Origin of the sequence: Lactobacillus taiwanensis, assembly GCF_017894345.1 — a bacterium.
Taxonomy (GTDB): domain Bacteria; phylum Bacillota; class Bacilli; order Lactobacillales; family Lactobacillaceae; genus Lactobacillus; species Lactobacillus taiwanensis.
The window spans coordinates 1,127,427-1,143,539 of sequence record NZ_CP059276.1 but is presented as its reverse complement, the minus strand read 5'-3'; the positions used below and the strand labels follow the sequence as shown (position 1 = coordinate 1,143,539).

The 16,113-nt window shown below is 28.1% G+C and carries 10 protein-coding genes and 1 pseudogene; 10 read left to right on the top strand and 1 reads right to left on the bottom strand.

The features are described from left to right. Positions 1–2: 2 nt before the first annotated feature. From H1A07_RS05460 to H1A07_RS05425, 8 genes are all read left to right on the top strand, one after another. Positions 3–704, top strand: coding sequence for a hypothetical protein (locus tag H1A07_RS05460; protein WP_210144620.1), 702 nt, complete (start codon positions 3–5; stop codon positions 702–704). Between the two features lie 29 nt (positions 705–733). Continuing rightward, positions 734–1,063: a hypothetical protein gene (locus tag H1A07_RS05455; protein ID WP_210144618.1), complete on the top strand. Its 330-nt coding sequence runs from the start codon at positions 734–736 to the stop codon at positions 1,061–1,063. A gap of 220 nt (positions 1,064–1,283) precedes the next feature. Further along, positions 1,284–2,141: a DNA/RNA non-specific endonuclease gene (locus H1A07_RS05450; RefSeq protein WP_210144616.1), complete on the top strand. Its 858-nt coding sequence runs from the start codon at positions 1,284–1,286 to the stop codon at positions 2,139–2,141. A 367-nt stretch (positions 2,142–2,508) separates the two neighbouring features. Next, on the top strand, positions 2,509–5,526 hold the full coding sequence (locus tag H1A07_RS05445) for an AAA domain-containing protein (RefSeq protein WP_210144614.1): 3,018 nt from the start codon (positions 2,509–2,511) through the stop codon (positions 5,524–5,526). 687 nt (positions 5,527–6,213) lie between these two features. Next, a complete protein-coding gene (locus H1A07_RS10390) occupies positions 6,214–6,360 on the top strand; it encodes a transposase (protein ID WP_210144613.1) in 147 nt (48 codons plus the stop codon). A 596-nt stretch (positions 6,361–6,956) separates the two neighbouring features. After that, on the top strand, positions 6,957–8,078 hold the full coding sequence (locus tag H1A07_RS05435) for a hypothetical protein (RefSeq protein ID WP_210144611.1): 1,122 nt from the start codon (positions 6,957–6,959) through the stop codon (positions 8,076–8,078). 166 nt (positions 8,079–8,244) lie between these two features. Beyond that, on the top strand, positions 8,245–9,081 hold the full coding sequence (locus tag H1A07_RS05430; protein ID WP_210144609.1) for a HipA family kinase: 837 nt from the start codon (positions 8,245–8,247) through the stop codon (positions 9,079–9,081). Between the two features lie 5 nt (positions 9,082–9,086). Continuing rightward, positions 9,087–9,950 (top strand): DUF3037 domain-containing protein, encoded by an 864-nt coding sequence (locus H1A07_RS05425; protein ID WP_210144608.1) that lies wholly within the window; start codon positions 9,087–9,089, stop codon positions 9,948–9,950. A 95-nt stretch (positions 9,951–10,045) separates the two neighbouring features. Here H1A07_RS05425 and H1A07_RS05420 read toward each other — a convergent pair. After that, positions 10,046–11,302: pseudogene (locus H1A07_RS05420) on the bottom strand (ISL3 family transposase). Positions 11,303–11,814: 512 nt separating this feature from the next. Here H1A07_RS05420 and H1A07_RS05415 point away from each other — a divergent pair. Further along, entirely contained in the window at positions 11,815–12,819 is a 1,005-nt protein-coding gene (locus H1A07_RS05415; protein ID WP_210144606.1) for a hypothetical protein, read from the top strand. 751 nt (positions 12,820–13,570) lie between these two features. Beyond that, entirely contained in the window at positions 13,571–16,093 is a 2,523-nt protein-coding gene (locus tag H1A07_RS10600) for a KAP family P-loop NTPase fold protein (protein WP_210144604.1), read from the top strand. The last annotated feature ends 20 nt before the right edge of the window (positions 16,094–16,113 follow it).

The window sequence follows — 16,113 nt, the reverse complement described above, 5'->3', positions numbered from 1 at the left end:
TAATGAATGTTATTAGTACGATTATAGCCGGAATAAGCTTAGTCTGGACAATATTTAATAGTGTAAATCAATCAAAATCATCCAAGAAAATTTTGGAGTATAAAAAAGAAGTAGATAAAAGTAATGTGACTTTAAAGAATATTGAACTAAAATATGAAAAGGCTCAAAATGTAATTAGCGAGATGGCAACTAAATGTATGGTATTACCATATTTAAATTTGGATATAAATAAAAGTAGAATTTACTTAATGGGAGAAACAGCTAATATTGAAGGTAAAGAATATCCACAATTTTTTATTAAGCTTAAATTTAAAAATGTTGGAACCGCAACAGCTGCTAATATAAATTTAATGCCCCTAAAAAAAGAACCAAATTTGAATGAATACATTGATACAGAATATAGTAGTAATTTTCATGTTGTTTATCAGTTTATGGAGCCCAATTCACTATTTGTGAACGATACAGCTTCATGTATAATAACTATCGATTTTGACAAGTATTCTAAAGATGTATCAAGAAAAAGATCTACTAAATACAACAATTCGATATCTTTTAAAGTTCGATACACTGATATTACAGGAAGAAAATATTACCAAGCCTACACTCTTGTGTATGATGTTGAAATACATAATGGAAAAATAAGTAATAAATATCCCCTTACTCAAAATTATACTGTTTATCCACCTAAGGAAATTAAAGATTAGAAAGGCTTTTTTGAAGGCATCGTATAAAAATGGATTACTTAGAATATAAAAAGATACCAAATGATTTAATTAAGGATTGGGAACGAGAAAAAATTAATTATTTGAGAAAGGGAGAGTTTGATGTATCAAGTGAGGAATATAAAAACAAATTACGTATAGATAGTGCTCTCCTATTATGGAACATTTTTGAGTCTCCGCCACTTCCAGATAATATTATCGTATATAGGATGGTACCAAAATTTGTTATAGAAAAAATTGTTTTAAGTAAAATTCCTTGGGAGGAAAAAGGCTTTATGAGCGTATCCCTTGCTCATCTATTAAGTATAGCGACATTTATAAAGAAGGCTTTGACATGCTGAAAATTTATGTTCCTAAGGGAACTCGGGTGTTATGTGCTGATATTCTCTCTAGTGGAGAAAACGAGTTGATTTTCACACCTAATTGTTTTTTTAAATATCTGCATCACACGTATAGAGATGAAGAAACGAAAAGTAATGTTTTTCTTTGTAAACTTATTCAATAAGAAAAATGGAAAGCATATAGGAAAATTTATTTTTTAACATAACTTAGGAAAGGTGTTTGAAAAGAAGATTTATGATACGAGAAGCTGATATCTATATTAGATTAGGTTTGAAAAATAAAGCTAATCTGCTAAGTTCGCTATCGATAAACGATAAATATAATCTTGAATGGAACAAATGTGGGATAAAATTAGATGATAGATTTGATCTAGAAAATAAAAAAATAATCAGGGGATATTTTTTTGACATTCATCCTTTAAAAAATATCAATCTTAAGAAAAAAATATTCCAAACATTTCATCAAATAAATCGTTTAAAAGTAAGAAAAGGGTGGTCTATAAGCTTACCTAATGGGATAGTAAATGTTCCCCCAAATAGCACAAAAGCCCAGTATAGTAATAAAGAATATTATTTAGATAATGGACATTTATTAGCATGTGAATTTATAGATTATATAACGGTAAAGAAAAAGACTAATTTTTTTAATCAATCATATAAAAATCCTGGAATATATAATATTATTCCGGAATTTGATACTACTAATCGATCTTATTGTAAAATTGATGGACAAGCTAGATTTGAAAAATATATTATTGATATCGTAAAAGATATATCTAATAGTGATTTGCGGTACGATGAAAAAGTATATTATGAGGCTGAGGCCATATATCATAGGCAAACAGATACTATTCCGATTGGTGTCAGGTTATTTGCTTGCACATATAAAATTTATGATAAAAAAAACATAGGTCAAATCAAGAAATTATTTCATGTATTTCTTCCCAATATTCATGTTGAAAAGGACGAAGCTAGTTTGCCATTTATAATAAGAAAGAAGCATCCCGAGTTTATTGAATTAAATAATAGAGAATTGTATCGAAAATTTTTTATGAGTACTTTTTATCAAGATAAATAAAATATTCTTGGAAAATGGCGGACTAATTATCCGAGAAGATAGTTGATTTACTATTTTTTTGTTTTAGACATAGAATCAAAATAATGTAAACGTCAAAAACTGAAGTATATTTAAAAAACGGCCTAGCCTTGATATGTGGGGTATCTGCTAGGCCGCTTTCATTTGCTTCTCTTTTGCTTTACATACTTTCTGAACGTAAAGCCGACAGTTTTTTATCTGTCGGAGTCTATTCATTTGGTAAATGACCCAGTTAGCTGTTTCAATTAAACTCAAAATTATAACGGCCGCTTATCATTGTTTTATTGAAACAGAGTTTATAATATTTATTGTTTAGGTATAAAGAAAATAGATAAACGGTAAAAAAGATATGAATACAAAAGAGAATATATTAAATTCATGGATTTTAATGGAACAATTATCTGAAGGAAATATAAACACTAAGCATAGCGACAAAAATGCAGCTAGGCGATTTGATCCAACAAAGTCTGTAGCACACGGCTATTATGAATATTTTCGTTGGATGATTAATCACAAATTTAAAGATAGTTTGACTAAGAAGAGCGCTAACCCAGGAATAATTTTTTATATCGATACTTTTAAATTTCAACAAGTTATAAACATAATCGTTAAAAAATATCATTTAAATAATTTACAAGATGAGGTTAATAATAGACAAACTAAGTTTGGATTTTCAATTGCGTTTGATAAAAATCTACATTTGCTACAAGATCAGATTTTTGTCACAATGAGTGACTATATACTTAATAAAAGAGAGCTAATTAATGATTCTGATAAATTCAAAAATTTTGAAAAGCAGATAAAAGATGATTTATATGAACTTTTTGACTTTCAAGAAGATAGTTTAAGAGAAAAAGACTTTGAATCTAAATTTAATGATACTTTTAATATGTTAGTAAATCGATATCAAATTAGTAAAGAAACTTGCTATTGGTTAATTGTTAAAAGAATTGATTCAGATGAAGTTAATTTACATTCATTTTTTATTGATGACTTGAATTGGGCCAAAAGAGAAAATTCTACGCATATTGATCGTTATTTGAATGGCTTAAATTCAGATCAAAGGATTAATCTTGATCCAACAGAAAATATTGCTGCCTTTGATAAAATTTTACAGCCAAAGAATTATCCTATGGGGCACTTCTTATCAAAATTTCCAGCATCTTTAATGCAACAAGTAGCAATTAATTTAGCTTTGAATGATAAGAACGATATTAGGACAGTTAATGGACCTCCAGGTACAGGAAAGACTACTATGTTAAAAGATATTTTTGCAGAATTACTGGTTAGGCAAGCAAAAGAGATTTGTGATCTTAATAAAAAGAATGTTTATTCACCTAGAGACAGTAAAATTGGGCAAACAAAACTACCGGATCAAATTGCTGATAAAAATATTGTTGTAGCTTCTTCTAATAATGCCGCTGTTAAGAATATTGTAGATGAATTCTCACAAATTCCTGATAAAGATAAATCCGATAAAGATGAAAAGGATAATTTTGAAGAAGTTGTTGAAGAGTTGATGAATATTCATTATTTTGATGATATTGCTAATGCTAATTTGAAAGAGCCAAAATATTGGGGGCTCTTTTCGCTTGAGGGTGGCCGTAAAGAAAATATGAATAATATCATCAATAAGATAAAGCAGATGATTGAATATTTGCAAGATGAAGATTTTAAATCGGATCCGGATGCTTATGACGATTTTATAAAGCAGTATAATTTAGTTAAAAATAAAAGAGATCAATTACAAGATTATGCAGATTCTTTAAGTAAATTGCAAAAATGGTCTGAAAAAGTTAAAGAATATCAGATAACGACTGAAGCAAATGGAGAAATTGTCTCTTCAAAACTAACTTCTGCTCTTCAGAAAATAACAAACGAGATTAACTGCAAGCAGGCAGAATATCAAGAAATACAGTCATCGCTCACAGTTATTAGATTAAGAGATCGATTATTTAATAAAGAAAAGATAATTGAGAACGAAAGAAAAAATGAAAGATTATCACAATTAAAACATGAGCTAGAAAAAGAAAATCTTAAAAAACAACGGTTAGAAAATGAAATAGCAAAATTACAAGAAGAGTCATATGATTATGTTCGGTTGCTAAATACTGAAAAGTTAAAGAAAATTACAGTTCCAAATTATCAACGTGATTTTTCAAATAGAGATGTTTATGATCAGTTTGAAGAAGAAGCTTATTGGTATAATTCAGATGATTTACGAAAAGAATCAAAATTATTTATTCTTGCACTACGAGTAAGGAAACAATTTCTTTATGAAAATAGTAAATCATTGAAAATGGCGGTATTTAATTGGGTTAATCAAGATAAAAAAGTAAAAGAAAATCAACAAGAATTAACTTTAGCCTCTTGGCAATGGATTAATTTTGCAATTCCAATCATTAGTACTACGTTTGCTAGTTTTCATCGAATGTTTAAAAATTTGTCTGCTGATTCTGTAGCTAATTTGTTTATTGATGAAGCTGGTCAAGCAGTTCCGCAAGCTGTAATAGGACCACTTCTTCGTAGTAAAAAAGTTATGGCACTAGGAGATCCCGCTCAAATTAAACCTGTTAATACTTTGGATTCAAAAGTAATTTCACTTATTGGCGATCGTATTTTTAAAGTAAGTGAAAAATATGTTTCTGAGGATGCCTCAGTTCAAACAATTATGGATCAAGCCAGTCAATACGGTTATTACACCGATAAAGAGCATGAGAATTGGATTGGCATTCCGCTTTGGGTAAATCGACGTTGTTTAAATCCTATGTTTAATATTTCTAATGCGCTTTCTTATAACAATAAAATGGTTTTGCCAAGTAATGTTAAGGGAAAAGAAGCTAACGGTGATAATTCCGAAAAGAAGCAAGGAAAAATTGGTGCAGGGAACTGGATTGATGTCGCAGGTGTATCGAAAGATAAATTTGTAGAAAAACAGGCGGAAGAATTAAAGAACTCAATTCAAAAAATCGTAAAAGGGACTGCTAATCCTTTTAAGATGGATGATATTTTTGTCATTACTCCTTTTAATAATGTTGCTTATCAATTAAGTAAGAAACTAAAAGATATTGGCTTCACTAAATATGAAAATGGCAAGCCATCAAATATTGGAACAGTTCACACTTTTCAAGGTAAAGAGAATAAAGTTGTTTTCCTTGTGTTAGGTGCTTCTGATAAAGAAAAGAGTGCTGCAAGTTGGGCAGTAAGTGAACCTAATATTATTAATGTGGCTGCTACTAGAGCAAAAATTTGGTTCTTTATTATTGGTGATAAAAAACTGTACCAATCCATTGGTTCAAAGACGATTAATAAGACAATTACGGCTATTGATAATTATAATCGAAAAATAGATTCAAAAAGTAAATGATTCTACAACTAAGATGGGTTGAAAATTGTTTAGGATATTGATTAATTACATTTAGAATATTTTGATTGTTATGTATTAAATTATTTAGATATGACTCAAGAGCTATATTCCCAATATCGTTACGTGAGATTTCACTCTAACAAAGATTATTTTATTGAACTATTGCGATTAATTAATATAGTTATATCGGCAATGCTCTTAATACAATCATTGTAAATATTGTGACTCTACACTTAAGTTGATTATTTGATTTCAGCTAAAGTTTTTTAGTTTCCGTGGTTACGATGTAATCATATAAGAGATTATGTTTAATAAGTGCAAACAATGTATGTATCAGTTTATGGACTGATACAATGGCGATCCTCTTCTAGTCTTGGCTATTTAAAAATCGTTTTTTCTTAATCATGGTATGACAAGAGTGCGTAGTAAGCGTCAAAAACTGAAGTATCTACCGATACTTGTCTTGTTAAGTTTGAGGAGGTAAATTCTATAAATGATAAACGTGATATTGTACCTTTAACAGATAAGCCAAGTTTCCAAAACGAAATAGACGTAATACTCTACTTTTAAATCTTAAAAATGTAGAACTGAATTTTTATTATTCTCTAAATTCTGAAATAATGACAAAAATCTTCGAGAAAGTCTTACCATGACTAATCTGTAGGATCTAGGCCAAGTATATATTGTTTGTGGAAAGTTTCTAAGCAAATACCTAGTGCAACGCTAGTTGGTTGCTGGACACATGTTAGAAGAAAGTTCAAAGAAGCAATGCCGCTTACTACTAAAGGCAAGTCTCTATTAAAAACGGTAAAAAGAACTGAAAACACTATTTGAAGAATTCGAATTCTTCGACTGGTGCAAGAAATAATTAATCAACTTTAATTAGTAGAATATAAACTTGATAAAGCGATTGCTTATTCACTTAATCATAAAGCTACGTTCAAGAATGTCTTGTTTGATGGGCAAGCCAGTTTTATCCAATAGTTATGTAGAACGAGTACTCAAAACGTTGTTGATTGGACGAAATAACAGGTTATTTTCATAAAGATTTGATGGACGCAAGCGTCATCTCTTATCCCAAACCTAATTGAAAACGTTAAAAGAAATGTTCTTGATCTAGAAAAATATATTAGATACTTACGGACCGCTTATAGAACTAAAAGACTCTGACAGGTCAAGAACGTTTATTAATTTACTGGCTATTAATAAAAGAAGTGTAGAGAGTATGTGAAAAATGAGAAAACGTACTGATTCAATACTATGTTTTATATATTGCTGAAGATTTCTTGTTTGAGCCTTTTGGTTGAACCTAATACATCGCTCTTATTTCGTTAGTGGTAAAATTTATTATATTAAAAGCAGTTTTATTTTTTAGTTGTTTACGGGACTTTTAGTTTAGAATAATGGATAAATTTGGAATAAAAGAAAAAATGAAAGATTGGTTTAATTGTAAAATTGAGCCGTTCACTGAATTACCAATTTATAATAAAAATCATCTAAATCATAAGATTAATAGTAAAAATTATTTTTGGTTCAGTATGAGTACTCTTCTTATTTATCCGCTAGTATTGGCGGGATTGTTGTGGGAAATTGCCGAACAAAAAAGTATATTTCAAATTTTAAAAAATCAATTAGGTTTGTGGATTAAAAATTCGAATATGGGAATGGTACACTATCTTCAATTATTTAAGATAATATATGGAAGCTGTATATTAATATATCTTATAGTGACTATATTGTGGATAGAAGTAATAATTGCGAGTGGGACAGATGTAAGTAAAGTCATTAAAATAATTTGTATAATTATATTATTTGCTAGTCTTATGATAACTTGGGGACAATTAAATTTTGTAAAAAGAGTTATTGATTTTGTCAGCCGTAATAATAATTTATATGGTTTAAACATAAGTGATAAAGATATATGGTGTATAGCGTATTTATTTAAACTAGGTAATTTAATTGAAATTCCCCTTTTATTTTGTATTAAGTTAATCTATAATTTTATATTTATTGTAACGTATTGGTTTGTTTGTTATAGGTTTAAAGTTACACTCTTATTTAGTATATTGGTAATAATTTTCGAATTAATTTCCTACGGGATTATTTGGATGATATCAGATGGATCCTTACAAAATATAAGGTCTTTACTGCCTTTTATGGGTTTAAGTTTTATAAGTATATTGATTGCAAACGAAGAGAAAATACTTTGGATTAGCTTTATTATTACTATTTATTGTTTTTATAATGCAATTAAAAATAATTTTGATAGGCTTCTGTTAACAAATAGCTTTATTCTTTTTATTGGAAATTTAATTTCTAATTTGTTTAAAGATAATGTATCTAATCAAACAGTGTGTTATCTCTTTTACTTATTTATGTCTATGAGCATAGCAATGTATATTTGTGAATGGTTTGTTTTGACAGTAAGAAAAATTAAATATTTAGGTGAAAAAGAAAAAAAGACTATTGAAAATGTAATAAAAAATTTGTTTGGAGGCTTGGCTGGTAGCAGTATAATGTTGATTATAATTATTTTAGAACATTTTCTATAAGTTGTAGGGTAATAGAACAAATGAAAAGGAGATTGTATATTCTTGTTCTGTAACTAGTTCAATATGTGATAAATTCAATTTTCCAAAAAGAATAATCTTAAGGTATGATATAATTAACTGTAATTTTAACTACTAATGATCTTTAACGGGAGGAGCCAGTAATGTTGTGCTAAAGGTTATTGATATTTATGAAATGATGAATATTGGTTCAACAAGACCTTTGCTTGTTATTTGTTCCGATAGTAAGCGTTATATTTTAAAGGGCATCAATGATTATACTTCAACTGGGAAGGTTTTATTTAATGAAGTCGTTGGAAATCGATTTGCAAATTTAATTAATTTGGAAACGCCACGTATGGCTATAGGTGAATTGTCTCAAAATGTAATAACTAATAGTCCTATCCCTAATTTAAAAGATTGTAATTTTCGAGGCGGAAAATGTTTTTTATCTGAATATAAGGAAGGGACGTCATTGCCTATATTTCCTCCAACATTAAAATATATTTCGAATATCGAAATGGTTCCTAAGCTTATCTTATTTGATGCAATTTTAATGAATTCTGATAGAGATAGTAATAGTGGAAATTGGTTTAGATTAAAGCACGAAAATAAATTAATTGCTATAGATCATAGTAATATATTTCGATTAGCTCAAATTTGGGATGAAACATCGTTAAAACATGATATGCAGCATCCACCGTTAATTATTGATGAAATCAAAAATGGACAAGATTATCATCTTTTACTCCACGAATATCAAAAACGAAGACAACAAAAAAATCAACATGCTAATTTGCATAATCATCCATTTTCTGCTGTTGAAAGAAGTATTAAAAAATTATCATCTAGAGATTTAGAACAATGTTTTGTTGGTATTCCACCTGAATGGGGTGTAACGGCTGAAGAAATAGAAATTGCAAAAGATTTTTTGTGTTTTCAAATCTCTCATGTAAGTGATATAATTCTGGAACTAGAGAAATATTTGATTAGAGATGGGAGGTAAAACAAATGAATTCAAAACTATATTTTTCAATTTTAAAGTATATTCCGAGTATAGTTAGAATGGAATCTATAAATGTTGGCATTGTGGTTCATTCTCCAGCACAACACTATTCTCAATTCTTTAAAACTAAAAATTTAAACCGTGTAAAAGCTTTTGATGATGAATATAATAAAGATTTTTTTAAAATGGTCATGGAATCATTGGAATATGAATTCAATTATGGAAAGTTATCAAATGAGTCTGTTTTAGATTTGAAGTTTAAAAATGATAAAAAGCGATTTAGTGATATATCACAAGATACTTTTTTAGAATATCATATCTCTTATCTCGTGAATGAATTCAAATTTACTCCTCCTCAATATATAGAAACAAATAAAAAAGAAATAGAGGAAGATATCGAAAATTTGAAAAATATGTATCTTTATTATGATAAACCTAAAGATAAAAGAATTAGTAGGGAGATAGTAAAGAGATTATTGGGTAAAAAGATAAGAACATATAAACTACGTTCTGTTCAAAGTAATCCAATATATAAAGATAATCTGGGGATGAAAATTAAATATGATTATAAAATTAATGATAATACTTTACTAAAGGCTATGACTTTTGATTATAAAAGAGTAAATGATTTAGAAAAGGAGTTAAAGGTTCTTTTGTATGATTTAACAGAAGTTACATATAATGATATAGCCAATATATTTTTAGTAAAAAATGATGGTATTAATGGAAAAGACTATATAGAGATATATGATAATTTCATTAAACAGATTAATAAAGTCAATAAAGAAAAAAAAAGTGAGATCTCTGTATTATCCTATTCAGAATTAGAGAATGCACTAAATAGAAGCGTAGTTTTTAATATAAAGTAATTATATAAATATTGAATTAAGTCCTTGTTTATGATAACATGAGCTATAGCTCATGATTTTAGATAATATTTTTGATGAATAATTTGTAAAGAGAGCTAAGCAACTAGAAAATAGTTGTTTGGCTCTTTTTCTTTTACAATATTTTCTTCAAGTCTAATTCTAATTAAAAGATGACTAAAATTTCTATAGCCATAAGCAGTCCGCTCAATTTGCTTAATCTTCCGATTGACACCTTCAAGACACCCATTAGAGTAGTTAGAAGATATACCGTTTAGGACACCGGTATAATTATGCTTAAAGGTCAGTAGTGTTTGATGCATCTGCTTGCCTACAGTGTGTTTTGAGTTAAGTAAGTGAATAATCTGTTTTTCATCTTTATTTTGAATAGCAGTCATAAAGTCCTGCATAATCCAATATGTATTTTCGAGATCTTTGTTGCACTCTAAGCCGTCTAAAACAACATGTTCCTGAGTGAGATAGTCTTTAAAGTGCCAATCGTAGTAGGGAGTAGTCTTATTAAGTTTGTCATATTTCATGAGATAAAGCTTCCAAGGAGACTTTAAAAGCTTATATTCATGGCTTTAAATTGCTTCATAATTTGAACACGCAAACTATTGAAAGATCTAGTAAGCATTTGAACCATATGAAAACGATCAATAACAATCTGAGCATTTGAAAATAATTCTCTAGCAACTAGTGGATAATAGCAGTTAAGATCCATGGTCACTGTCTTAACCATTGGGCGAGCCTTAGGGGTAAACTTGTAAAAATAGCGTAGAATATCAGGCTTAAAACGAGTTCTAAGAATTTGAACAACTTTGTGAGTATCACGATCTAGACAAATAAAGTGAAGCTTCTTGCATACACCTTTGAATTCATCAAAGGCTAAGTGTTCAGGCAGATGATCAAAATCATCATAGAACTTAGAAGAGCAGGATTCTAATACTCTTTGAACCGTGTTGACAGATACATTATGTTCTCTAGCAATGCTGATCATTGAGCGCTCTTTAGTAAGAGTAGACAATACTTATTAACAAGAGTAGATGAGGTCATTGATCTTTTAAAGCCGTTGTTACATAAGATGCGCTGCTTACTAATAACTGGATGGTTATATCAGTAGTGATAAAGCACACGTTAGAAGTGTAATGACCGCTATACTTAAGATTAGAAGAATGATAAAAGGGACAAGTCGCTTGAATAAGTTTAGCCACATAGACCTTATCGAATTTACCATTAATATTCTTTTTAGTAATATTAGGGGATTTAGTATCAAGTTGAAATTTAATACTCTCATAAAGAAAGGAACATAAGTAATCACCTTTATTCTTTAGAGGAGTATCAGAAGATTTAATGAAGTGAGGCTTACCCCCCCTCCTTTTTTGCACAAAAAAACTGTTGATAGAATAACACAGATATTCATCAACAGGAAAAAGCATATAGCCGATAAAAATTAAGATAGACATAAATTTACTTCGAAGTAAAAGACTTGTGTTATTGTTTTCTTATTTTATGGCGATAATTTATTGTTAATAATATCAGTATAATCAGTGGTAGAGGTATAATAACTGAAATTTAGAAGAATAGTAGAAAATAACTAGAAAGTACACGTAGATATATTTTGTATTTCTTATCGTTAATATATTTATATGAATAATCAGAAAAATTAGGGTCTTTAATATTAATTTAAATTTTAATACAATTATTAAGAGAATATAGAGATAATTAGCTTTAATTTTTAAAGTCAGTCGTATTGTGCTTTTGAATACAAGGAAGTATATGACCTTTCGGTATTAACAAATTTCGTCGACAGAACATCATAAATATTTATTAGCAGAAAAATATAATAGTCGAAAGTTAAGACGGAGTGATTAAAGGAATGAAAAATTTTATTAAAAAATCACCATTAATGGTACAGAAAAATGGGGATGTGTCATTAAATCAAGTTCAGTATAAGTGGGCATCTTTTGATTGCTTATGTATTTTCCCAATCGTTATGGCGTTTTTACTAATTCCTTTAGCCTATAATAAAAGCGCATGGACATTTTTAAAAAGTATTTTTTTTAAAAGTCTTGATAACGGTTTTGCATGGAAAGATTATCTTCCAATAGTATTTTCTCTATATTATTGTTGTATATTAATTCATATTATAATAACTGTGTTTTTTATAGAAAATATACATCTGAATATAGATTTAGTCAAAAAGATATTAACATTAATTTTACCTGTGTACTTAATTATAGGATGGGGAACCCCATTGTCGAATGATTTAATTGTAAATTTTAAAAAATTTTTTGGTTTTAGCATTAAAAGTAAACCAGCTTTTTTTATTTTAATTGTACTAATTTTGATTGTCAGTTACCTGTTTTCAGAATTTTTTGAATATATAAATATGCGAGCTGAAGGAAAATGGTATGTGACCAAGCCTTTGTGGTGGGGACTAGATTTTACAAATTGGAAATATTATTTAATATATGGAATTGTTACATTTAGTACATTAATAATTGAATATTTATATGATCAATTTTCTCCAATAGTAACAGTGCTATGCGCTTTCCTATTGCTAGGAGTAGCGATATTACTTGGATGGGAAAGAAAAGGGGTAAACAATTTAATAGCATGTGAGATGGCCGTTGTTACAGCTAATATGTCTGGTCATAAATTAATATATTTAGAAATGTATTTTTGTGTAATATTAGCATTATATTTTACAGAACAATTACAGATATGGATTAAAAGATTTATAAAAAAAACAACGGTGCAAGAGCAACAAAAGTATATGAATGATATCGGAAGACAAATTCTGTCTGGTTATGGAATTATAGGGATAATGATATTAGTTATAGTTACATTATTAAAACGTGGATTATGATATAAACAATACCTTATATTTAGTTTTTTAAGTCTTAATTAGTCTTGTGAGTTGATAAAACTAATTTCCTATTACCAAGTTCGTTAGATGTATATCCAGGATTTAGTATTTGGCAATAATTAGTGCCTATACTTTTGAAACTAGAAATAAGATTGTCCTACGGCTTAGATACTCTTCAAATAAATTTTTTCATAAAGTAGTACGAGTTTTTTATGATTTCTGCTGGTTTCTTATTGATGATTTTCTTTCTAATATCGTTCTAGAATGAACGTAAACATCTATTTTTTATACAAAGAATTGCTTTTAGTTATGTGATGCTTTGTTGATATTGAAGAAATTATATTGACTTAATATTAACTAGATTAGATTTAAACCTATATTTTCTCGGATAGTAATTGTAGAGAATTCTTTATTTTTCTAGTTTAGTCGTAACATTTGTAACGATGAAGCAAACCTGCGGGATGTAGCGGCCGTTATGTTGAGATTAGCAGAATGATAAGAATAGCGAGTAAATTTGGATACATAGGCCTTGTGGTATTTTCCATTAATATCACAGTGGGATGCAATATTTTCATGCTGAGATGATATAGGTAATCATTACCTTTATTATTCTTTAAAGTAGAATCATAAAATGTAATATGGCTCATATCCTGATAATAGATAGTACTTCAATTATGTCCTTAAAAAATAAAATCACTCGAATATATTAGCGAAATTTTAGACATGGTTTATATGATATTTAAGGAGAAACATGGGAAAAGGAAAAAGTATTTTTAGAGAGTTATTTACTGAATTACAACAAACAAATATTGTATACATATCTTTAATTTCCATATTTTTGCTGATAATAATTGATTACTTGAATCCAACAGGAAGAGTAACGGTAGAGTTATGGGTAAGTACCGTAGTCATTGGGATATTGATATTATTTTGGTTCGTAATAAATAATAAAATTCTGCTTTTGTTTAAAGTAAATAGCATAAATGCATTAGATGATATTGATCTGTATGTTGTTATAAGCGATCTAGGATATGGGGTATATCTCTTAATTACCAAACAATATTTCTCATGGAAGTTTGTAGTAGTGCTTCTTCTTGCTTTGTTTTCTTTATCGATAGGTATTTATAGAGTAATGTGTTTGCAACAAGTAGCTTTAAAGATACTTAAAAATGATGAGGAATGCCATTTAGTAGAATTGAGTGACTTATATAAAAATAATTTAAATGTAAGTTTGCCAATATTTGTTAAGGATAGAGCAGTAAAAGACGATTTGTTAGGAAGAGACAGTATAATTGCGCTCCTATATAAATCAATCTGTCAGAACTTTTCAAAACAAGATTCTTTCATTATCGGATTATCAGGTCCTTGGGGTTCAGGAAAAACTACTATTACAAATGTTGTTCGTAAACAGCTAGAAGAGCAAAATTCAGATATTAAGATAATTAAGGGACTCAATCCATGGATCTCCGGCTCAGAAGCAGTCTTATTAAATTCATTTTATGATGCACTGTTAAATGCTTTAGGGATTAATTACAGTTCGCGAAAAATCAGAAAACAAGTACAGGATGTTTCAAGATATGTGGTTGAAATTCCAACTGTAGGAAAGTCGTTGAGCAAAGTACTTGAGAATGATATTAATCAAGAAAACATAGAAAAATGGCAAGCTAATCTAAAAAATTTGATTTTAAGTAGTAATAAAAAATATGTCCTGTTTATTGATGATTTGGATAGAGCAACAAGCACACAAATTAGATTCCTTCTAAAAATGTTAGGATCTTTGTTTGATTTACCTAATTTGATATTTATATTGCTTTATGATAGGAATAGATTAGAAAAAATATTACAAGACGATAATAAATTAAATACTTCTTTTGCAGAAAAAGTAATTAATTTAGAATTACAGGTACCTAAAGTATCAGAAAATAGTGTACAAAAAATTTATAGAAGCTGTTTGATTAATTTAGCTAGAATATATAATGTTTCAGATAAAGAAATTAATAATTTAGATCTCGCTTTTCAGTTGATCATAAAGAGTATTGATAATCCTAGAGAATTTATACGTTTTTTGAATTCAATATGTTATATTGCCTTTTCTCCTGATATTAATTTAAATAGAAATGATTTATTATTGATTGAGTATATATCGTTTAAACAACCTGATTTATTTCAATTAATTAAAGAAAATCCAAAGTTATTTGTTTCGGAGAATAGTAGGTTAGATATTTCTGATGTATTTAATTCAAAACAATTGATAAGTAAAATATATGATCTTTATTCTAATGTTTTAAAAGATAAGTATTCAAGTTGGCTACCGATTTTAGAAATGTTATTTCCTTTTGTTAAACAATGTCAAATTGGAAATGGACATTTGCGGGTAAATAATAATTCTAATGAGGGTAGAATGAATAATAGAATTTACGATGGATATAATTTTGATTTGTATTTTTCGTTAAGAAAAGACTTTGTAGTAGGTAAAAACAAAAAAATAAAAGTTATTGTAGATAAATTAAAAGAAAAAACGAATAGAAAACAAATTGAAAATTTGGAAAAAGAAATATTTGAAGATAGTGAAGTAAATGTTTCTGAAAGTATTCGTTTATTTTCTATATATGAAAATGAATTTAATAGTAAAACAGGATTAGCTCTATGTAAAGTAATATTAGATAATATGGAGAAAGTGCCTGAGAATGTGGAAGCGTTTGGATTATCACCACGCAATATCGCAGCTTCAATATGTATTAGTTTATTAAGGGATACACCAAAAGAAAAAATTTCTAAATTATTGGAAAAATATCATAATAATTATGAATTAATTGATGTATTTGATGATTTACACACTTTTAGTAAAGACATTAAGAAAATACATAAAATTTCATATTCAATATGGAAAAGAATGTGTATAGATGCTATTAAAGATTCCATTAATTTGTATAATGATAAGTATTATAAACCAAGATTAATACGGAAATTATATGGAGGAATAGAAGGAGATAAAAAAGAAATAATCGCGAACTATCTTAAAGCTATAGCTAAAAAAGATAATATATATAGAATATTTTATGATTTTATAAGTATCTCCGGTAATGATAAAGGAATTGGATATATTTTTAAACAAAAAGATTATGAATTGTTAGAATCAGCACAATTGAAAAATAGTTTGCCGATTCCAGTAAACATAAGTCAAAAAGTGATTTACGATATTTACTCAAAAGGACCACGTAAAGGGTATGATTATAGGTATAAAGATATTGAGATAAATATTGAAGAATTATAGAAATACGATATATTAGATTG